Consider the following 20,467-nt stretch of genomic DNA (forward strand, 5'->3'; position numbering starts at 1 on the left):
GACATCAGGCAGTGCAAACGGGCAGAACGGTTATCACTAACCGACCCGGATAATCAATCATCTTTACACAAAAAAGCAGTGGACCCGAACCGGGATTCCACTGCTTTTCCTTTTATCTTAACAAACGCAATCCATTTAATATTACCAAGATTGTACTTCCTTCATGGCCGATTACACCGAAAGGCAAATCAATCGCTTGAAAGAAGTTGGAGCAGATCAGGAGCATGATGACGGTGATGGAAAAGATGACGTTCTGTTTAATAATCCGATTCATGCGTTTGGAAAGCTCGATCGCCTCAGAAATTTTCAGCAAGTCGTTTTTCATAAGGACGACATCCGCCGTTTCCAGCGCAACATCCGTTCCTTCACCCATGGCAATTCCGACATTGGCAGTCGCGAGTGCGGGAGCATCATTGATGCCGTCTCCAACCATGGCCACCGAACTGTACTCGCCTTTTAATTCCTTGACCGACTCCACCTTTTTCTCAGGTAGGCATTCGGCAATGTACCTCTCAATGGCAGCTTCCGCGGCAATCGCTGCTGCTGTACTGTGGCTGTCTCCTGTCAGCATGATTGCCTGGACGTCGAGTGCCTGCAGTCGTTTAATCGCTTCAACGGTTTCTTTTCGAATAACGTCCTTCAGTGCTATTAAACCGACAATGCCATTTTCGTCTTTTACAAAGACAACGGTTTTCCCTTCACGTGCGAGAGCCTCTGCAGCACCATTTGAAAAAGAAAGTGCGGCGTCCTTGCCGACAAATTCGGCCTTTCCGACCATCCACTTCTTCTGATGAATCGTTCCGGTTACACCCCAGCCAGCCTTATCGTCCAACTGCTCCGGACGCTGCAATGGCTGCTCACTGTTTTTTCTGGCATAAGCGGTAATGGCCTGGGCGAGAGGGTGATTGGAATAGCTTTCAATCGAACCGACAGAGAAGAGGAAGTCCTTCTTGTCGATATCCTCCCGAACTAATACGTCCGTAACTTCCGGCTTTCCTTTTGTCAGCGTTCCAGTTTTGTCAAACGCAATCGCCTTCAGGTGGGAAAGATTCTCCAAGTGGACCCCACCCTTGAAAAGAATCCCTTTTCTAGCCCCATTCGAGATGGCAGATAAGGTCGCTGGCATGATGGAAGCAACCAGTGCACAAGGAGATGCGACTACAAGTAATATCATGGCACGATAGAAGGTTTCGTTCCAGCTCCATCCGAGCAAGAAATGCGGGAGGATCATCATCAGCCCCACAACAAGCAGGACAATTTTTACATATGGTCCTTCGAAACGCTCCATAAACTGCTGGGAAGGGGATTTTTCGCTTTGAGCATTCTGAACAAGATTGATGATTTTCTGGAACAGGGTTTCATTTGCAGGCTTTGTCACCTCAAGAACGATGGAGCCATTGACATTCATCGTTCCGGCGTAGACAGTGTCTCCTTTTTGCTTTTCTAGCGGGATTGATTCGCCGGTAATGGCTGCTTCATCAATAGCAGATTCGCCGCTGACTATTTTTCCATCAGAGGGAATGCGTTCGCCTGGTTTGACCAACAGATGATCGCCGATTCCCACCTTTGAAATATGGATGCGTTCTTCCGTGTCACCTTGGATGCGGACCGCTTCCTCAGGCTGGATCCCCATGAGTGCGGATATTTCTTTTTGGCTTCGGTTCATCGTATACGTTTCAAGTGCACCACTTAATGCAAAAATGAAAATCAGAATGGCGCCTTCCATCCAGTATCCGATGATCGCGGCCCCGATTGCTGCAATGATCATGAGCATTTCCACATTCAGCTCTTTTTCCGCTATCGTATCCTCGAGCCCCTCTTTTGCTTTAAAATAACCGCCGATTAAGTAGGCGAGGACAAAGATTGGTGCGGCTATGGTGGATGAGTCAAACTTTAGCAAGAGCCACCCTGCGAAGATCAGCACCCCGGAAAAAAGAGCGAAGACTAGTTCTATATGTGTTTTTAAGAGCTCTACTACATTGTTCTCTCGTTGAGTTTCCAGATCCTTTGTTTGTTTTTGTGCTAGTTCTGTCATATCATGACCTCCTAATTGAGAAAAAGAATCAGAATCACTACTTCCATAAAAATGACGAAAGCTGCCATCGGAGGGATAGCAGCAAGGTTTTTCACCTTATTAAAAAAAAACATAAATTTGTCAGTTAATTATATTTATTATTAATTAATTTTTATTATAGTTTATTTTAGGCTTTTTGGCTACTATTATTTATCAGGGGTTTATAAAGTATGTAACTTCAAGGATTTCTGTGTATAATGTAGCTTGGAAAAGAAAGAAGGTGAACGGCACTTTGACAGCCGAGAAATTTTTCAAAAGTAAATTTGGCGTGATAACTGCAGCCTTGATTGCAACCTTTCTTTGGGGAAGCGCATTCCCTGCAATCAAGCTGAGCTATACAGCACTAAACATCGGGGCAGACGATTATGACAAGCAGCTTCTCTTTGCAGGCTACCGCTTTTTGCTGGCTGGAATCATGATCTTTCTATTTTTTACCCTATTTAAACAATCATTAAAACTAAGGAAAGAAACTTTGGTGCCATTGTTTCAACTTGGGTTTGTCCAAACCTTTCTTCAGTATCTCCTTTTCTATATCGGCCTAAGTTATTCCACAGGGATGCAAGGTGCGGTAATTGCTGGGACAGCGTCGTTCTTCCAGATTCTATTCGCGCATTTCCTGTACTCGGATGATGGATTGTCGATTCGAAAGTGGGTGGGGATTGCCCTAGGATTTGGCGGCGTTCTTGTGGTGAATCTGCCCAAAGTAGGAGCGGATTTTCAATTTGGAATCGGGGAGATTCTGCTCCTGATTGCGATGATGGCTTCCGCCTACGGGAACATCATGGCACGAGAAAGGTCGGGGAAAATGGACGTTTCCTATCTGACCGCCTATCAGATGCTGTTCGGCTCTGTAGGTTTGATTGTGGCTGGAGGCTGGTCCGCGGGCTTTGTACCATTTGAATTTGACGGTTCTACAGCGGTCCTTCTGTTGTATCTAGCCTTTTTATCAGCAGCAGGATTTATATTATGGAACAATGTCATGAAGTATAACAAGGTTGGAAAAGTCTCCATGTACCTCTTTTTAGTACCGGTTTTCGGAGTCATATTGTCGGCTATGTTCCTGGATGAAGTGATGCACTATACAATCCTGATCGGTCTCACCCTTGTAACGGTGGGGATCATCATCGTAAACAGACAAAAGGAAAATAAAAAAGAAGAGAAAAAACTGCAGCCCACCGGATGAAGGTGAGCTGCAGTTATTCGTTATATGGGGAGCCGTAAATTTAAAGGCCTTCCTGAATCACCATTTGCTGATAGACATGATTGTATAAGTGCTCGATGTCTGCGTCCGTCATATAAACCAGTGAATCACGATCCGCCTTTTTCATAACCTCGATAAATCTAACCATGTTTTTCCGTTCCTGTCTGCTCATGATATTTCTTCCTCCTTTGTATTAGTACAGTAAGTATCTGTTTTTATTATTATATAACAGAATATTTAAAATTGGAACAACTTTTAGAAAGTTTTTCCGCCCGAATTTTAAAGATAGACGGTGGTTAGCGAAGGGAGACGTTAGAGCTCCTTGTGATAATTCATCATGGGCTCAAATGGGGTAATGAAACCACGATTTGCTCAAATCTGCTCGATGATGGTGTCAAAGTAGAGTTATGAGACCACGATCTGCGCAATTCCGGTAAACGGCGTTGCCAAAGCGGAGTTATGAGACCACGATTTGCCCAATTCCGGTAAATGGTGGTGCCAAAGCGGAGTTATAAGACCATGATCTGCCCAATTCAGCAAAATTGCGGTACCAAAGCAGGGTAATGAGACCACGATTCCTGGAATTCAGCTAAATGGCGGTGCCAAAGCAGGGTAATGAAACCACAATTCCAGCAATTCCGTTCAATCGTGGTCTCAAAGCGTGGCCATGAGACCATGATCCCCAACAATTCCACTCCATCCCCCCCACATCCTTCATACCCCTCCAAAATAAAAACAGGCAAGCCCCTTCAACTAAGGGGCTTGCCTGTTTCAAATACACTATTGCTTCGCCACCACGACCATCCCCCTGTTTCCATAGGAAAACGTCAAGACGAAAATGATGAAGAGCAGGAAACTGATGATGTGGAAAAAGCTGATGCCTTGAAAATACTGAATGAAAAGTCCGCCGAAAAATGGACCGCCAAGACTGCCAAGACTGAAGGCGATGCCGCATAGCAGATTACCGGTTGGCAGCAAGTTCTTCGGCATAAGATCGGTCATATAGCTTATGCCAAGCGAGAAGGTGGAGCCTACCAGCATTCCCGCAATGAAGATGCACACCGCCAGTCCCATAAAGTGATTCTCCAAAAAGCTGGCTGTTACAAAGCTGATGCATCCGAGTGACAAAATCACAAGCAGTACATTTCTCCGGCCCCATTTATCACTCAGAACCCCAAGCGGGATCTGGAACACGATTCCCCCGATGGCAAAGGAAGCTAGTAAAACTGACACATTCGTCAAATCCATTCCCGTTCTCAAAGCATATATAGGAAAGCTTCCATTCAAGGAGGATTCCAGGAATCCATAGCCAAGTGGAGGCAGGAATGCGATCCATGCGTACTTCCAGGCTTTTGAAAAACGCTTGATGGTTTCGAAAAAGGAGTTCACACCGATTTCCTGTTCCGGGTGTTCATTTTTCAAGAAGAATAGAAAAACCCATCCAACCAAACATAACAGGGAAGACGCAATGAACGGGAGAGACGGATTGACGTCGACAAGCGGTGTCATTAAAGGGCCTGTGGCAAATCCGATCCCGAAGAAAACCCCATATAGGGAGATGTTCCGCCCGCGTTTATCCTCAGGTGAAAAGGAGGTGATCCAGGTTTGGGTGGCAAAATGTAAGGCATGGTCCCCGATCCCGATCAGGAGGCGCAGGAAAAACCAGAACCAGAAAGTCTGCCATAATGGAAACAGGGCAAGTGAGATGACAACGAGAAAACCTCCCACCAGGATGACTGGTTTATAGCCATACTTCCGAAGCGGCTGTTCCATAAAGGGGGACGCGAGTAATATCCCGATATAAAGGGCAGTTGCATTCAATCCATTCAAAGAGGAAGACAGCCCGCTATCTTCAAATATGACGGCAATCAGCGGCAGTAGCATTCCTTGGCTGAAGCCGGAAATGGCAACGATGGAAACCAAAATCCAAAAACGAAAACGATTCATAATATTAACCTCAAAATATTGAATTTTAAAACACATCCTCTATGATACATAAAATAGATAAGGATTGGAATGTATAAAATTCAGGAACTTTTTAGTAGCGATCCCTTTTCCGATTCTGCTAAAGTAAATGAAAAAGGAGATGACAGCATGATGAAATTTAATATGAGAGAAGTAGGATTTTCAACCGAATTGGAGTATGGGGAATTGCATGTAGCGGGAGATGAGCAGTACGGATTCCGCCCGTATCAGTTGATGGTATCTTCCATTGCAGTATGCAGCGGAGGCGTGTTGCGCACGATTTTAAAGAAAAAACGCATGGAAGTGGAGGATATCTCCTTGACAGCGGAAGTGACGAGAAACGAAAAGGAAGCAAACCGCATCGAAAAGATACAGATCCATTATTTGATCAAAGGAAAAGACCTGGCGCATGACAAGGTCGAGCAGGCTGTGGAGCTTGCGAAAAAGAATTGTCCGATGGTGCAATCTGTGAAAGATAGCATTGAAGTGACAGAGACTTTTGAAATTGTGGAGTGAAATTTCAAGATAGGGGCTGCGATACGAAATCCGGCCCCGTACTAATAGGGGGAGAGAGCAATGCTTTGTCCTTTAAATTGCAGAAGGATGCATGGAAACTTCACTCCCTGTCAGCACTACATCCATATGACCAAATCAATAAAAATATGTCTGTTTTGAAATTTAATTTCAGAAAATAAAAATAATGTTGACACTGAATATCACCGGCACTATACTTAGTACAAGAGCAATTTGTCAGATTAAGGGGCGCTAAAGCATGATCATTGGATTGGATGGCGGGGGCACGAAAACAACAGGAATGGTCGTGGATGAACAAGGGAGAATCCTTGCTGAAGCTACTGTTGGCCCGACAAACCCTAATAGTTCAGACTATGAAACAGTCAAGAAGGAACTGAAAAAGCTTTTTTATTTTTTCACACTTAAGAAACCGCTTACAAAAGAAGATGTCGTCTTTGCAGGAATATCCGGAGTGGAAAGTGGGGGAAAGAAGGAATGGTTTCTGTCCTTGCTGAGAGAGATAACGGGCGAGGAACCGACCATCATCATCGATAACGACGCGATCACTGCCCTTTATTCCGAGACGAAAGGGAAGCCGGGCATTGTCAGTATTTCCGGAACCGGATCAATCAGCTTTGGCATCAATGACAAGGAGGAACGTGCCCGGGTCGGGGGATGGGGATATCTCATCCAGGACGGTAGCAGTGGCTTCGCTATCGGCAAGCGACTCTTGGACTATGTGTTTGAACAATATGACAAGGGGAATGCACCTTGTCAATTGACAAAAGCGGTCCTCGATCACTTCGGAGTAACGGCTATGAGCGAAATAGTCTCGCTTGTCTACGAGCTTCGGAAAACAAGGGACAGGATCGCGTCACTCGGAAGCATGGTTATTTCTTTTTCAAACAAAGGAAATCAGTTATGTATGGATATTCTAAAAGAAGCTGCAGGCTGCATGTTGAAGGAGATTCATACGCTTTATGAAAAGCTGCACCAGGAAAAAACGGCAGACGGAAAATTTCCGATCGTCCTGACAGGCGGCATCATCGGGCATTCACACGTGATGCAGTCCTTTCTTGAAGAGGAAGCGGCAAACCGAGATTACCCTTTTGCATTTACACTTCCAACCTTGCCGCCGATTGCAGGTACCATCTATGCGGCGATCAAGAACGGGAAGCATGAGGTGGCACCAACATTCACTGAGGTGTTTGAAAAAGAAGTAAGAGACAGAAGCAAGTAAAGGGTGGTCAATGATGAATGGTGGATTGTTACGGCTGCGTCAGGCACTCTCGGCAATTAACCCGGCAGAGCGAAATGCAGCAACATTTATTTTAGAAAATCCAAGAGAAGTGGTAACTCTTTCGGTCAAGGAACTGGCGGAGAAAAGCGATTCGAGTCAGGCAGCCATCATACGCCTTTGCAAAAAAATCGGCTTGGATGGCTACAAAGAGTTGAAGCTTCGGATAGCCGGAGACATGACATCGTTTGAAAAAGAACAGGAGGAATACCACGAGTTCAAGGACAACGATGACATTCCCACTTTTATGAAGACGATTACTGAAAACAACGTTCTTTCTTTAAGGGATACGCTCCACCTTTTGGACAAAAATGAGGTGGAAGCGGCGGTTCATTATTTACATACTTCCAATCGTATCGATTTTTACGGTGTGGGAGCCTCCCAGTTGATTGCACAGGATGCCCAGTTGAAGTTTATGAGAATAAATAAGCTGTGTACGGCATATGCCGATGCCCATATTCAATTGACATCTGCTGCAACTTTGACCAACACGGATGTGGCAGTCGGGATATCGTACTCAGGGGAAACGAGTCACACGCTTGCCGCAATCAGACAGGCAAAAGAAGTGGGAGCGAAGACAATCGCGATTACAAAATACGGCTCAAATTCATTGAAGGAGCTTGCAGACATAACATTATGCATCTCTTCCATGGAATCTTCCATTAGAAGTGCGGCAACCTCCTCGAGGATTTCTCAGCTGAATGTGATCGATATCCTGTTCACAGCAGTGGCAGCAAGAGATTTTGATCAATCCGTAGCTTATTTGAAACGTTCACGGGAAGCGGTTCAGAAAGCGTATCGCTCAGAATGAATACACACTAAAAAGGTGATGTGATAAATGGGATTAGAAAACTTACAGAATCTGGTGACAGAACAGCAGAATGGGAAGACCACCCAGATTGATAGACAATCAACAGAAGAAATACTAGCCATCATCAATGAAGAAGATCAAACAGTACCGCTTCACATCCAGAGGGAAATTCCAAGTATCGCAAAAGTGGTCGACAGTGTCGTGGAATCCTTTGAAGCAGGGGGACGCCTTTTCTATGTAGGAGCCGGCACTTCCGGACGAATCGGGATTCTCGATGCATCCGAATGCCCGCCAACCTATGGCACCCCGCCGGACATGGTAAAAGCGATCATCGCTGGTGGCGAGCCTGCCATCTTTAAAGCGGTGGAAGGGGCCGAGGATAGCGAGGAGCTTGGGGCGAATGACATCAAACAGCATGGCGTCAGATTGCACGATGTGGTCATCGGCATCACGGCAAGCGGACGTGCACCCTATGTCATCGGGGCACTGAAACAGGCAAAGGAGCTTGGGGCCAAGACGGTATCCTTCACTTGTACAAAGGATGCTACACTTAATACTGTAGCAGATTACAAGATTAATATAGAAGTAGGGCCGGAAGTGATTACTGGCTCCACTAGAATGAAAGCGGGTACGACACAGAAGCTTGTGTTGAATATGATCACGACCACTTCCATGGTGAAGATAGGGAAGGTGTTCAATAACCTGATGGTCGATGTCCAGCCATTGAACAAAAAGCTGGTGGACCGTGCAAAACGCATCATACAACAAGTGACGGGATGTTCCTCAGAGGAATCAACAGCATTGTTTGACAGTTCAGAAGGAAACCCTAAAGTGGCAATCATCATGTATACGTGTCAGGTGGACGCCGTGAAAGCGGCAGAACTGCTCAGTGACGCAAAGGGATTCGTTTATAAGGCTATAAAGGCTTATAATAAATAATAATTTTCAAGGGGGAATTGGAAATGAAAAGGGGTTTAAGTTTAGCAATGGTTATGTTGCTCGTTGCTTCCATTATCCTTGGTTGTTCCAACAGTTCTTCATCCGATAAAAAGGATGTTGTAAAGGTTTGGACATATCCGGTGCATGGTGAGTACGAAGCAGAACTGAAAGAACTGGTTGAATCTTTCAAAAAGGAAAACGAAAACATCGAAATCGAGTATGAAGTATTGAGCTGGGCTGAAGGTCCGCAAAAGTTCGATATAGCATTGAACTCCGGTAATCCACCGGATATCTACTTCGGTAAGCCACAAGGTAAATATGTTGATTCAGGCCTTTTAGTGCCACTTGATGACAAATTGAATGTATCAAAGGATGACTACAACCAAGTTGCTTTGGACTACATGAAAATCGAAGACAAACTTTACGGTCTTCCAATCTACATGTTCCTTCACGTATGGGGTGGAAATAAACAGCTTTTAGATGAGGCTGGCATTGATTATGAAAAGATCCAACAGGAAGGCTGGACTTGGAAGGAATTCGAAGACCTGGCGAAAAAAGGCGTTGGACAGAATGCAGCTGGTGACGATAAATACGGCTTTGTTTTCCAAGGGAACAACGAAGAGCTATTAGTACACCTTGCAATGAACAATGGGTTGCCAAACCGCTACACAGAAGATGGCATCACATGGAATGACGAAAAAATCCTGGAAACAATGAAATACATCAAGAATCTAGTAGATTCAGGCATTATGCCGAAAGAAACGGCGGCTGTAGATCCTGCTAAACGTATGGAGCTATACTACAACCACCAAGCACTATTCTTCGGTCGCGCTATTCCTTACTTTGATCCTGTAGTAGAAGCACGCAACCAGGAAATCAAAGACGGAAAAGTGGAAGGGGAAGAAGTAAACTTTGTTCTTCTACCAATCCCGCATAACGAAGGAGAAGAGCAAGTATCTTTCGGAGGATCTGAAGGTTATATGCTGTTCACTCAAAAGAATGCAAAAGAAGATCACATGAAGAACAGTGTGAAGGTTCTTGAGCACCTGACAAGTGCAGAAGCTGGAAAAGCAGCAGCAGCACTGGCATTACCACAGGTTCATAAGGATGCAGAAGGCAAGTTTGAAATGCCGCTTGCTCCTTACAACAAAGTAGCAGCAGAAGTATTGGCTTCTCACGTTCTACCTCCAAGTAATGCGTCTGCAGCAGCTGCTGCGAAAGATGACCGCTTCCGTACTGAAGTTGTCATCCCGACTTTCCAAGGTCTACTAAGCGGAGAATTGACTCCTGAAGAGGCGGCGGAAGAGTTCAAAACCAAGGGAGAAGCTATTTTCTCCCAGTAAGCCATAAGAAAGAGGAGGGAGTGTAACTGCTCTTCCTCTTTTATTTTAAAGGCTAGTATTGATACCTAAGAATCTAGCTGTTGATTGGAGCAATAGGCGAAGACTCCGGCTGGAGGTAGCGATTAGTGGAGACCCCACAGGCGAAGCCGAGGAGGCTCTCGCAAGCCCAGCGGAAAGCGCAGCCTATTGCGGAAATCAACAGCGGTGTTTAACAGAGCATATATTTATGGTCTTGTTTCCTTTCTGACAAAAGCGAAAACAGCCACCTTAAATCTGGAGGTGTAAGTGTAGACAATGCCAAACCAATCAACGGTCTCCGTATCGAAAAAATTCAATTTCTCCCAATTTATAAAAGATTATGGCTGGTGCTACGCATTTATCGCAGTCCCAATCATCCTGTTTCTCATGTTTACGCTTTTCCCAGTGGGCTATGCCCTTGTCATGAGTTTTCAGAAATATCATGTACTCGGCTCCACATGGGTTGGATTAGACAACTATAAAACGATGGTAAACGACGATATCTTCTGGAAAGCGATGTGGAACACCTTCGTTTTCACAGTCGGTACAGTACCGGTAAACGTCGCGATCACTTTATTTCTTGCAGTGTTGATTTTCCCGCGGGCAAAAAAGGCGCAGACCTTTTTCAAAGCGGCACTTTACTTGCCGACAGTAGCTTCCGGAGTAACGGTTGCGCTTGTATGGTTCTGGATTTATGATCCGACAAAAGCGGGACTATTCAATATGTTCCTTGAGATGCTCGGGTTCGACAATATCATGTGGCTTGGGCAAAGCTCCACAGCATTGCTTTCTATTATGCTAATGTCCTATCTGACTGGACACGGCGCCGGTATCATCCTTTACTTGGCTGCAATGGGCGGAATACCGAAGTCCCTGTATGAAGCAGCAGACATCGACCATGCTTCTGAATGGTCGAAATTCCGTAATATAACGTGGCCATTATTGAAACCTACTACTCTCTATTTATTGGTAACCGGAATCATCATGAGCTTCCAGGTGTTCATGAGCATTTACCTCATGACACAGGGTGGTCCGAACTTTGCAACGACCACCATCGCCTATCTGATCTACACACATGCATTCCAATACTACCAATTCGGTCTGGCTGCAGCAGAATCATTTGTGCTTGGAGCAGTCATTATCCTGGCATCCGTTATTCAATTTAAAGTCATGTCATCTGACGTGGAATTCTAAGAAAGGAGGAAAATCTAAATGCAACCAGCAAACAATACAAACAATGCACAATATGCAGAGCTTGCCATCAAAAGAGAGAAGGCAAGAAATCAGCGCAAAAAGGTCTACAGTGTACTAAGTTGGGCGGTTCTTTTGTTCTGGGTGGTGCTGACCATCATCCCGCTCTACTGGATGGTGATTTCCTCCTTCCGGGATACCACGGTCTCCGCATCCTTTAAGCCGGAATGGTTCCCTTCCAAGGTGACACTGGCTACATATATTCGATTCTTGACGGAAACAGACGCAGTTCGCTGGCTGATGAACAGCTTGTTCGTTTCAAGTGTACTGACTTTATCCAACGTCGTTTTCTCATCACTGGCAGGTTATGCCTTTGCAAAACTGAGCTTCCCGGGCAGAAAAACGATTTTCTGGCTGTTGCTTGGTACGATGATGATCCCGGCTCAGGTTACCTTGATTCCGGTGTACATCATGGTCGTGAACATTTTCGGCCTGGTTGATACATATTTGGCAATCATGCTACCGATGTTCACGGTGGTCGGGAATATCTTCCTGATGAAGCAGTACATGTCGACCTTGCCGACGACACTTATCCAGGCAGCACGAATCGACGGCTGCAGCGAGTTCGGCATTTTCCGGAAAGTCATCCTCCCTATCTCCAAGCCTGGGGTGGCGGTACTTGCAATCTTTACATTCGTATCAACATGGAATGAATTCTTCTGGCCGTTCCTTGTGACGCAATCAAGCTCCATGAGAACGATTCAGGTCGGGCTTGCAAGTTTCAAGTTCCAGGACGCAACAGATTACGGGGCGATGATGGCAGGCTCGGTACTCGCGGCATTGCCAATGTTTATTTTATTCTTTGCCCTACAGCGTTACTTCTTACAGGGTATTACAATCGGTGCAGTGAAAGGATAGGTGTTTAAGGTATGGCAAGTATAAAAATAGAAAATGTAACGAAAACATTCGTGGACGATAAGCGTGGCGGAACATTCACTGCTGTCAACGATGCAACCTTTGAAATAAAAGATAAAGAGTTTCTTGTTTTCGTAGGCCCGTCCGGCTGCGGAAAAACGACCTCACTGCGCATGATCGCTGGTCTTGAACGCCAAACATCAGGTAACATCTATATCGGGGACAAAGTGGTCAACAATATGCATCCAAAAGACCGCGACATCGCGATGGTATTCCAGGACTACGCCTTGTACCCGCATATGACGATCGAGCAGAATCTCGCATTCGGCCTGAAAAATATGAAAACATCCAAAGAGGAAATCAAGGAGAAAATCGAGTATGCCTCCAAAATTCTTGGACTTGATGAACTGCTAGACCGAAAGCCGAAGGAGCTTAGTGGGGGGCAGCGTCAAAGGGTGGCAGTAGGACGTGCAATCGTCCGCAACCCGAAGGTATTCCTTTTCGACGAGCCGCTTTCCAATCTGGATGCCAAACTGCGCGTCCAGATGCGGATCGAGCTAGCCGAGCTGCACCAGCGCCTCGGGGCTACCATCGTATACGTCACGCATGACCAGGTCGAGGCCATGACACTCGGCGAAAGGATCGTCGTCATGAACAAAGGGGAAATCCAGCAGATCGCATCTCCAAGAGACCTGTACCGCAACCCGGCAAATATGTTCGTCGCAGGATTTATTGGGTCTCCACCAATGAACTTCTTTGATGCTATACTAGAGTCAGAGAACAAGCTTCGAGTGGGAGAATTGACATTCACCATTCCTGATGCACTTGTAAAACAATATAAAGGCTATGTCGGCAAAAACGTGGTGCTGGGACTTCGTCCGGAAGACATCTATGATGAAGAATTCGCATTTACCGTTCCGACAGACAACAAAGCGAACATCAAAGTAAAAGCAATCGAACATCTAGGTGGAGAAAACCTCGTATACTTCACAATGGGTGACCGTATGATCACCGCCAAAGTAAGCGGCGAAAGCTTCATCCGCCCATTGGAAGAAAAAACATTCGTTTTCAACCTGGATAAAATGCACCTGTTTGACCGAGAGACTGAGTTAAGGATTTTTTAATCAAAAAGGAGAGAATGCAGATGGATGGATTGACACATATTTTACGTGTAACAGGAAGAGAGTACTATAAACACATAGTAGCGATGGTATTCATCAGCTTTTTGGTCGTAACGGTGCTAAGTCCGTCCTTCTTTCTCATCCAATTGCCATACTCGGTTTTCTACGTGATGCTCGTAAGCGGACCGATTTTCGTTGGGGCGGCATGGGCTGTCCAGCAGCTTCTATTGGATAAAAGCCAATCCGTGATCGTCATGTTTTTTACCGGCATGAAAAAATACTTCCTGGCAAGCATCGGGTACAGTCTGTTCCTATCCTTCTTTGTTGTGATCGTTGCAGCATCATGGTGGCACTACACGCAAGTCGGCGGAACGTTCGCATTTGCACTGGCATGTTTCCAGTCTTACTTTTGCGGAATGATTTTCCTGAGCCAGATCTACACGATTCCATTATTGGTGAAATTCCAGTACTCCTTAAAGGACAGCATCTTAACCAGCGTCAAGCTGCTTGTGAAAAATCCGCTGTATACGATTCTATCATTCTTGCAGATCACATCGATTTTCTGCTTATTGCTACTTTCTGTAGTAGGATTGTTTTTCCTGTTTCCAAGCCTGTCCACACTCTTTTGCAATATTGTCACAAGCAATGTCATTTCAACAGAGGAAGAAGATACAGATTGGAACCCAGTTAGTGCCTAAATGGAGGAGGGATTTTTTGAAAAAGGTGAAATACGGCATTGATCGCTTTTTGCAAAACGGCTTGGAAGCCTGGGCTGGCAAGAATATTGCCCTCGTAACGAATCAAACGGGAATGACCTCAAGCTTTCAATCCACGATCGATGCACTCAATGAATCAGATTCTATCAGACTGACAAAGCTTTTCGCCTGTGAACACGGAATCAGGGGGGACGTCCAGGCAGGCGTCCATGTGGAGGATACCACAGACCCAAAAACCTCGCTTCCCGTGTACAGCTTATATGGACCAACCAAGAAGGTATCTACAGAATTGCTCGAGGATGTAGATGCCATTTTTTTTGATATTCAGGATGTCGGGGTACGCTTCTATACGTTCCTTGCAACCGTAAAAAATGTGATGGAGGCGTGTGCCGAAACCGGGACATCCTTCGTCGTCCTGGATCGGCCGAACCCGATTGCACCGCTAGTGTCAGGCAATGTGCTGGATATGGCCTACGCCTCTTTTGTTGGACCTTATGAGCTTCCGGTGAGCCTTGGGTTGACGGTGGGGGAATATGCACGCTTGCTGCAGAAGGAGCGTTTTCCTGATGTGGATCTTCACGTTTATGAATTGGAAAACTGGAACCGATCGATGTGGGGAGAGGAATGGCAGCAGCCATGGATCCCGCCATCACCAAATATCCCGCATTTCACTACAACACTCTACTATCCTATCAGTTGCTTTATCGAAGGAACGAATCTCTCAGAAGGCCGCGGGACAACGAAGCCGTTTGAATGGATTGGGGCTCCTTGGTTCAAGAAGGATGAGGTGATGGAGCATTTCTCTCGTAAGGAGCTGCCTGGCTTGGAGCTAGTACCGGCATTTTTCACACCGAACATGAGTAAGCATCAGGGTGACTTATGCAGAGGGGTGCAGTTGGTTATCACGGACCGGATTGAGCTTGATGTTGCAAGGCTCGGCTTCGAATTGTTACATAGCATTTTTGCCGTTCACGTCGGGGAGGCACAGTGGCTCGCGCCGTTCAAGGAAGGTATGCATCCTTTCATCGACCTTCTCTGGGGAACGGATGAGGTGCGTAAAGGGATTGACCAGGGTCTCTCTTTTGAAGAGGTAGCTGGAGGCTGGCAAGCTGGTTTGGAAGATTGGAAGAGAAGAACAAGTTCCATTTTACTTTATTCATAGACTTTTTTTAAAAAGGGGAGAAAAGCGTATGAAACAGATTCATGAAATGACGCTTGAGGAGAAAGTAGGCCAGCTATTCATGGCTGGTTTCCAGGGGACAGAGCCGAGTGAGAATATAACGAAGCTAATCCGGGACTTCCATATCGGTGGAGTGATTTATTTTACAAGGAATGTGAAGAACACGAAGCAGGTGTATGAATTGTCTAGTTCCCTTCAAAAGATTGCGAAGGACGCAGGCAAACATCCGTTGTTTATTTCAATTGACCAGGAAGGCGGCATGGTTGCGCGCATTACTGAGGGAGTCACATTAAGCCCCGGCAACATGGCATTGGGTGCAACAGGCGATAAAGATGCTGCATATAGGTTGAGTAAAATTGTCGGGAAAGAGCTGCGTGCACTTGGAGTGAACATGAACTTTGCACCTTGTGTGGACGTGAATAATAACCCTCTAAACCCGGTAATCGGTGTCCGATCTTATGGCGAGGATCCCCGCGTTGTCGCAGAGTTTGGGGTGGAGGCGGTAAAAGGCCTGCAGGCAGAGCATGTGTCAGCGGTGAGCAAGCACTTCCCGGGTCATGGTGATACCAACGTCGATTCCCACTTGGACCTGCCGGTGATAGCACATGAACTTGACAGACTGGAAAGCCTGGAGCTCGTTCCGTTCAAGGAAACATTTGCTCATGACGTGGACGGCGTGATGGTCGCGCATATCAACTTCAAATCCATTGAACCCGATAATGTTCCATCAACGCTATCCAAGCGCATCGTGAGCGGATTGCTGCGTGAAAAGCTTGGCTATGAAGGTGTGGCGATGACCGACTGCATGGAAATGACCGCAATCATCGAGTATTACGGAATCGAAGAAGCATCAATCATGGCTATAGAAGCTGGCATTGATATCGTGCTGATTAGCCATACATTCGAGCGACAGTGCAAAGCGATGGAGGCTGTGAAAAAAGCGGTGGAAAACGGCCGACTGACAATGGAGCAGGTAGACCGTTCTGTTGCACGGGTGTTGAAGCTGAAGGGAAAAAGGAAGCTTGCGGAATCAGTGGCTACCTGGGAAGAGGCAGCGGCGCTTGTCGGTAGGGAAGAGGACTTGGCGGTTGCTCGCAGTGTGAGCGAAAAGAGCATGACGCTTGTGAAGGATAGCGGGGCGTTTTTGCCTTTGAGTGCTTCTGAAAATGTGTTGGTGGTTGCGGTAGATCCGAATGTGGCGACTGAGGTAGATGAGACATTGGCTACGAAGGTAACGGTTGGAACCTATTTGAAGGCTGCTTTGCCACATGCGGAAGAAGTGTTTGTGAAGGTTGCACCGACTGAAGAAGCAATCGATCGGATCGTAAAGCAAGCTGGGGATTTTGACAAAGTGGTGGTTGCGACGTATCAAGCTGTGGCGAACCCTTCGCAGGTTGAATTGGTTCGGAAGCTTGTGTTGTCCTTTGGCGATGGTGTTGGCGTTGTGGCGATGCGCAGCCCTTATGATATCGGAAAATTCCCGGAGGTGGGGACGTATCTTGTCACCTATGAGAGTCGCGCGCTTGCATTGGAATCTGCCAGCAAGGTGCTATTGGGTAAGCTCGAGGCGACCGGTAAACTACCTATTACGCTGGTGGATGCCAAGGTGAACAAAGGATGATCCAGCTTTTACAGAAGCTTGCTGAAAAAGAGGAAAGAATCGGGATCGGCTTGATGTCCGGTACCTCGGTCGACGGCGTGGATGTTGCGATTGTGTCGGTAAAAGGTGCCGGTGAAACGATGTCTTACAAGGAACTGGCATTTGAAAATATTTCGATTTCCGGGGAGTTGCGTGAGCGGATCTTCCGGCAGTTCGATCCTGAGGCAAGTTCGGTGGACGCCTTATGCAGCCTGAATTTTGAGCTTGGGGAAATGTTCTGTAAAGCGGCAGAGTCTGTTGTGAAGAAACATGGTGTCCGGGTGGAGGATATTGATTTCATCGGATCGCACGGCCAGACTTTGTATCACATTCCTGTGGAGGAGGCTGGATTGGTGCGTTCAACCTTGCAGCTCGGTGAGGCATCCGTTATCGCGGAAAGGTTTGGCTGCCCGGTAGTGTCCGACTTCCGTGTCCGTGATATGGCAGCAGGCGGAGGCGGGGCACCGCTCGTTCCTTATGTCGACTATCTGCTGTTCCGATCCGCTTCCGAAAGCATCGCTCTGCAGAATATCGGCGGAATCGGGAATGTCACTTATTTGCCTGCGGGTTGCAGTGCAGATCAGGTGGTTGCCTTTGATACCGGTCCGGGGAATATGATCATGGACGAAGCGATGGCGATTCTGACGGAGGGCCAGGCCCATTATGATGATGGCGGACGGGTGGCTGCACACGGGAGTGCGGATGAAGAGGTTTTACGCGAATTACTTGGAAATCCTTACTTCAGTTTGGCGATTCCTAAGAGTACGGGACGTGAACTGTTTGGTGCTGCATATACACGTGAACTTGTTGGGCAGCTGCTTTCGAAGGGGCTTTCCGATGCGGATATCATGGCGACATTGACTAAGTTCACTGCGTTGACGATTGTGGATCAGTATAGGCGATTCTTAGGAGGTCCGGTTGATACACTGATTGTCAGTGGGGGCGGGGCGTATAATGCAACCTTGCTTCAATATCTGCGTGAACTAGGCTCTTTTGAGGTGAAAACTCAGGAGGATTACGGGTTTTCGAGTGATTCGAAGGAAGCGGTGGCGTTCGCCCTGCTTGCGAACGAGACGCTGTTTGGCGTGCCGAACAACCTACCTTCGGCGACAGGGGCGAGGAAGCCTGTGGTGCTGGGGAAGTTGACTGTGTGATTAGGAAAAAAATAAGGGAGTGCTATTCGGGTTAATTGAATAGCACTCCCTTTAATTGATTAATTGGAAGTAGGATTTACTGTAATCTCATTACAACTAAGTTCTACAAACATTGGAGGCATAGAATTCTAACTACCGATATTCATATGAAACTCGGTTATTTTCACATCGACGCTATAGTCTATCTCCGTTTGACCGAATTGAGTATCCCAGTTCTCTTTATGTTCTTTCCAGTATTTCGGGTATTTGATCCGGACGTAGTCGTGCAATCCAATCACATCCGATTGAAGTTCTTTCTGCAATTTTTCCAGGCTATTCTCTATTTGAGAATTTACTTTTTCCTCGATCTGTTTCTCTAATTTTTGAATATTATCTTCATTGGTAATATCGTGGGTGGGAGCAGCCAACTCGGAAATGGCGCCACTCAATTTTGTCTCTATTTGAAAAGAGAGCACGCCATTAGATAACTTCGGCTTTATCCTGCTGTCAATCGATTCAAGCTCATATACAATAATGGCATCACTATCTTCATGCTGGAATTTTATGATGCCGCCGTCAGTATAGGCCATCAACCACGAGACACCCTCCAATTCTTCCTCGTTCAGGGAGCCGATCATTTTTAACGTGTCCCCCTGGATTACAGCAGCACCCTTCAGCATCAATTCATTGTTGTCCGTCCTTACTACATTCTGCAATAGAAAGCTTGATTTCGCTTCCATCTGTGCATTAATTTTTGATAAAGGCATAGGTTCTATTATTTTATTTGATTTTGTTGTATGCTTCGTCATATCCGTTATATAAAGGGTCGGTATTTCGGAATCTGTTATCTCCAGTAAGTTCTTCGATCGATCATCGGTGACCATCACCAAGCAGCTCATCCTTGCTTCCGGATCACGGATGAAGAAATCCACCAATTCCCTCAAATTTCGTTTTTCTGCGACCTTTCTGCTGATAATAATCAGTTGCTGATGATGCCCATTGATGATGTTCTTTCGTTTCTGGATCACTTCACGTGCCGATTCAAGAATGGAATTCCCAGTCACTTCCACATTTGAAAAAGGCTTTGGAGATTGTGCCGAATTGTTCGTGGTTTGGTTATTCGATACTTGTGCAAATTGATAGGTTACAGTTAGTAGTTTGTCATTTTGAATCCCTTGGGCTTCGTCTATTCCTACGCCCAATAGTAAATCCAGCTTTTCAATGTCTCTCGAACTCCAGCAGCCTGATAGCGAAATGATGAGGACCAGCAGGATCAATATTCTCGCACTTCTCATTTCCATGCCCCCCTTACGAAGGAAATCCCCAGTAGAAGAATCGGCAGAATCCCAAACAGAACGATGGCAGCATTGCCTAGCTGGTCCCCTAAGGAAAAAATTTGATGTATATCCTTAGGCAGCATGGAGAGAACGAAAATGATCGGGAGAAGCGCAAGCAAAAAGAACTTTATATCTTTACCAAACAGTTGGGACATTCCAAGTGATGCCGCAAAAAGAGTTATTGAAATGGTTGCAAAAATCTGGAGGATCCAGATAATCAAAAACAGCGAATCAAATCGTTCGAAGAAAATACCCTGAAATTCAAATGAGTTAATGAGGGAAATGGTTGGCCAGGCAAGAGTACTGACCCCATCAACGGATAACGCCCCAATCACAATGATGACTGTAATCAGATAGAATACCATCGGCAACAATACGCCAATAAGGACGATTTTCTTCCCTTTACGGGGGTTGGTTAGATACGCCGATAGAATTAGCATGATCTCAATCCCGATATAAGATAAGGAAGTAGTCTTTATCCCTTTCAATACGGGAAATATCCCATCCCCCAATACCGGACGCACATTCTTAAGCTCGAATAAACCAAGGCTCATCGTTGAAATCAAAATAAAAACGAGGACGGTCAAAGGAAAAATGATCTGGAACATGCGAGCAATCGAATTTAATCCATCCGTATTCAAATAGAGGGAAAGCCAAAGAAAAAGCAGGATTAAAATCTGGATGGGGGTCCCCTCCAACAAATATGTTTCTGTAACCTCAGCCATTACCCTGACTTCAAAGCTGGTAAGAGAGATGAAATAGATGATCATGCCAAGGCCGATTACCACACTTACTACCTTGCCGACAATCTTCTTGCTGTACTGAAAAAAAGTTTTACTTGGATATCTTCGATTCAGCGTGTGAATAATCAATCCGGCTGCTATCGGAAAAATGCTGCTGATGATAATGGTAATCCAAATATCAGGAGTACCTACCTCAGCGGAAGCGGTTCTAGGTAGGGTCAGGATTCCTACACCGAGAATGTAGTTGATGATCAAAATGATAGCTTGGGTTGGACTGATTAATTCCTGTTGTTGCGTACTCATTATGGACAAATCCCTTCAGATATTGGAT

The 20,467-nt window shown here is 45.9% G+C and carries 18 protein-coding genes; 13 read left to right on the forward strand and 5 right to left on the reverse strand.

What is annotated here, in order from left to right:
- Positions 1 to 112 precede the first annotated feature (112 nt).
- Positions 113 to 2,035, reverse strand: coding sequence for a heavy metal translocating P-type ATPase (locus ACQCT5_RS01850; protein ID WP_499638438.1), 1,923 nt, complete (start codon positions 2,033 to 2,035; stop codon positions 113 to 115).
- Between the two features lie 271 nt (positions 2,036 to 2,306).
- Here ACQCT5_RS01850 and ACQCT5_RS01855 point away from each other — a divergent pair, with 271 nt between their 5' ends.
- Positions 2,307 to 3,257 (forward strand): DMT family transporter, encoded by a 951-nt coding sequence (locus ACQCT5_RS01855; RefSeq protein ID WP_499638440.1) that lies wholly within the window; start codon positions 2,307 to 2,309, stop codon positions 3,255 to 3,257.
- A 40-nt stretch (positions 3,258 to 3,297) separates the two neighbouring features.
- On the opposite strand, the gene ACQCT5_RS01860 is transcribed toward ACQCT5_RS01855, so the two are convergent.
- Positions 3,298 to 3,447, reverse strand: a complete 150-nt coding sequence (locus ACQCT5_RS01860; protein ID WP_386638178.1) for a BH0509 family protein — start codon at positions 3,445 to 3,447, stop codon at positions 3,298 to 3,300.
- 608 nt (positions 3,448 to 4,055) lie between these two features.
- A complete protein-coding gene (locus ACQCT5_RS01865) occupies positions 4,056 to 5,222 on the reverse strand; it encodes an MFS transporter (RefSeq protein ID WP_499638442.1) in 1,167 nt (388 codons plus the stop codon).
- 150 nt (positions 5,223 to 5,372) lie between these two features.
- Here ACQCT5_RS01865 and ACQCT5_RS01870 point away from each other — a divergent pair, with 150 nt between their 5' ends.
- The 12 genes from ACQCT5_RS01870 to ACQCT5_RS01925 all read left to right on the forward strand — a co-directional run bounded on the left by ACQCT5_RS01870 (position 5,373) and on the right by ACQCT5_RS01925 (position 18,077).
- Complete coding sequence (locus ACQCT5_RS01870; protein WP_499639079.1) at positions 5,373 to 5,756, forward strand: OsmC family protein; 384 nt, start codon at positions 5,373 to 5,375, stop codon at positions 5,754 to 5,756.
- A 256-nt stretch (positions 5,757 to 6,012) separates the two neighbouring features.
- A complete protein-coding gene (locus ACQCT5_RS01875; protein ID WP_499638444.1) occupies positions 6,013 to 6,993 on the forward strand; it encodes an N-acetylglucosamine kinase in 981 nt (326 codons plus the stop codon).
- Positions 6,994 to 7,003: 10 nt separating this feature from the next.
- On the forward strand, positions 7,004 to 7,861 hold the full coding sequence (locus ACQCT5_RS01880; protein ID WP_499638446.1) for a MurR/RpiR family transcriptional regulator: 858 nt from the start codon (positions 7,004 to 7,006) through the stop codon (positions 7,859 to 7,861).
- A 27-nt stretch (positions 7,862 to 7,888) separates the two neighbouring features.
- A complete protein-coding gene (gene murQ, locus ACQCT5_RS01885) occupies positions 7,889 to 8,800 on the forward strand; it encodes an N-acetylmuramic acid 6-phosphate etherase (RefSeq protein WP_499638448.1) in 912 nt (303 codons plus the stop codon).
- Between the two features lie 23 nt (positions 8,801 to 8,823).
- A complete protein-coding gene (locus tag ACQCT5_RS01890) occupies positions 8,824 to 10,143 on the forward strand; it encodes an ABC transporter substrate-binding protein (RefSeq protein ID WP_499638450.1) in 1,320 nt (439 codons plus the stop codon).
- A gap of 294 nt (positions 10,144 to 10,437) precedes the next feature.
- On the forward strand, positions 10,438 to 11,355 hold the full coding sequence (locus ACQCT5_RS01895; protein WP_499638452.1) for a carbohydrate ABC transporter permease: 918 nt from the start codon (positions 10,438 to 10,440) through the stop codon (positions 11,353 to 11,355).
- Between the two features lie 171 nt (positions 11,356 to 11,526).
- Positions 11,527 to 12,270 (forward strand): carbohydrate ABC transporter permease, encoded by a 744-nt coding sequence (locus tag ACQCT5_RS01900; RefSeq protein WP_404802014.1) that lies wholly within the window; start codon positions 11,527 to 11,529, stop codon positions 12,268 to 12,270.
- An 11-nt stretch (positions 12,271 to 12,281) separates the two neighbouring features.
- Positions 12,282 to 13,391 (forward strand): ABC transporter ATP-binding protein, encoded by a 1,110-nt coding sequence (locus tag ACQCT5_RS01905; protein WP_499638454.1) that lies wholly within the window; start codon positions 12,282 to 12,284, stop codon positions 13,389 to 13,391.
- A gap of 20 nt (positions 13,392 to 13,411) precedes the next feature.
- A complete protein-coding gene (locus ACQCT5_RS01910; RefSeq protein WP_499638456.1) occupies positions 13,412 to 14,086 on the forward strand; it encodes a YesL family protein in 675 nt (224 codons plus the stop codon).
- 25 nt (positions 14,087 to 14,111) lie between these two features.
- Positions 14,112 to 15,266 carry an exo-beta-N-acetylmuramidase NamZ family protein gene (locus ACQCT5_RS01915; RefSeq protein ID WP_499639081.1) on the forward strand — a complete coding sequence of 385 codons (1,155 nt, stop codon included), beginning with the start codon at positions 14,112 to 14,114 and terminating at the stop codon, positions 15,264 to 15,266.
- A 28-nt stretch (positions 15,267 to 15,294) separates the two neighbouring features.
- Positions 15,295 to 16,905 (forward strand): beta-N-acetylhexosaminidase, encoded by a 1,611-nt coding sequence (gene nagZ / locus ACQCT5_RS01920; protein ID WP_499638458.1) that lies wholly within the window; start codon positions 15,295 to 15,297, stop codon positions 16,903 to 16,905.
- Positions 16,902 to 18,077 carry an anhydro-N-acetylmuramic acid kinase gene (locus ACQCT5_RS01925; RefSeq protein ID WP_499638460.1) on the forward strand — a complete coding sequence of 392 codons (1,176 nt, stop codon included), beginning with the start codon at positions 16,902 to 16,904 and terminating at the stop codon, positions 18,075 to 18,077. The genes nagZ and ACQCT5_RS01925 overlap by 4 nt, the downstream gene beginning before the upstream one ends.
- Positions 18,078 to 18,205: 128 nt before the next feature.
- Here the strand turns inward: ACQCT5_RS01925 and ACQCT5_RS01930 are convergent, their stop codons facing one another.
- Entirely contained in the window at positions 18,206 to 19,351 is a 1,146-nt protein-coding gene (locus ACQCT5_RS01930; RefSeq protein WP_499638462.1) for a Ger(x)C family spore germination protein, read from the reverse strand.
- Entirely contained in the window at positions 19,348 to 20,439 is a 1,092-nt protein-coding gene (locus ACQCT5_RS01935; RefSeq protein ID WP_499638464.1) for a GerAB/ArcD/ProY family transporter, read from the reverse strand. Before ACQCT5_RS01935 ends, ACQCT5_RS01930 begins: the two co-directional genes overlap by 4 nt.
- Positions 20,440 to 20,467: the final 28 nt, after the last annotated feature.

Origin of the sequence: Sutcliffiella halmapala (assembly GCF_050107295.1) — a bacterium.
GTDB lineage: Bacteria > Bacillota > Bacilli > Bacillales > Bacillaceae_I > Sutcliffiella_A > Sutcliffiella_A halmapala_A.

Excerpts from the sequence above, each read along its gene's own strand:
- ACQCT5_RS01925 (WP_499638460.1), top strand. The coding sequence starts at position 16,902 with ATGATCCAGCTTTTACAGAAGCTTGCTGAAAAAGAGGAAAGAATCGGG.
- ACQCT5_RS01875 (WP_499638444.1), top strand. The coding sequence starts at position 6,013 with ATGATCATTGGATTGGATGGCGGGGGCACGAAAACAACAGGAATGGTC.
- ACQCT5_RS01905 (WP_499638454.1), top strand. The coding sequence starts at position 12,282 with ATGGCAAGTATAAAAATAGAAAATGTAACGAAAACATTCGTGGACGAT.
- ACQCT5_RS01935 (WP_499638464.1), bottom strand. The coding sequence starts at position 20,439 with ATGAGTACGCAACAACAGGAATTAATCAGTCCAACCCAAGCTATCATT.
- ACQCT5_RS01900 (WP_404802014.1), top strand. The coding sequence starts at position 11,527 with ATGGTGATTTCCTCCTTCCGGGATACCACGGTCTCCGCATCCTTTAAG.
- ACQCT5_RS01910 (WP_499638456.1), top strand. The coding sequence starts at position 13,412 with ATGGATGGATTGACACATATTTTACGTGTAACAGGAAGAGAGTACTAT.
- ACQCT5_RS01850 (WP_499638438.1), bottom strand. The coding sequence starts at position 2,035 with ATGACAGAACTAGCACAAAAACAAACAAAGGATCTGGAAACTCAACGA.
- ACQCT5_RS01930 (WP_499638462.1), bottom strand. The coding sequence starts at position 19,351 with ATGAGAAGTGCGAGAATATTGATCCTGCTGGTCCTCATCATTTCGCTA.
- ACQCT5_RS01880 (WP_499638446.1), top strand. The coding sequence starts at position 7,004 with ATGATGAATGGTGGATTGTTACGGCTGCGTCAGGCACTCTCGGCAATT.
- ACQCT5_RS01895 (WP_499638452.1), top strand. The coding sequence starts at position 10,438 with ATGCCAAACCAATCAACGGTCTCCGTATCGAAAAAATTCAATTTCTCC.
- ACQCT5_RS01860 (WP_386638178.1), bottom strand. The coding sequence starts at position 3,447 with ATGAGCAGACAGGAACGGAAAAACATGGTTAGATTTATCGAGGTTATG.
- nagZ (WP_499638458.1), top strand. The coding sequence starts at position 15,295 with ATGAAACAGATTCATGAAATGACGCTTGAGGAGAAAGTAGGCCAGCTA.
- murQ (WP_499638448.1), top strand. The coding sequence starts at position 7,889 with ATGGGATTAGAAAACTTACAGAATCTGGTGACAGAACAGCAGAATGGG.
- ACQCT5_RS01890 (WP_499638450.1), top strand. The coding sequence starts at position 8,824 with ATGAAAAGGGGTTTAAGTTTAGCAATGGTTATGTTGCTCGTTGCTTCC.
- ACQCT5_RS01865 (WP_499638442.1), bottom strand. The coding sequence starts at position 5,222 with ATGAATCGTTTTCGTTTTTGGATTTTGGTTTCCATCGTTGCCATTTCC.
- ACQCT5_RS01870 (WP_499639079.1), top strand. The coding sequence starts at position 5,373 with ATGAAATTTAATATGAGAGAAGTAGGATTTTCAACCGAATTGGAGTAT.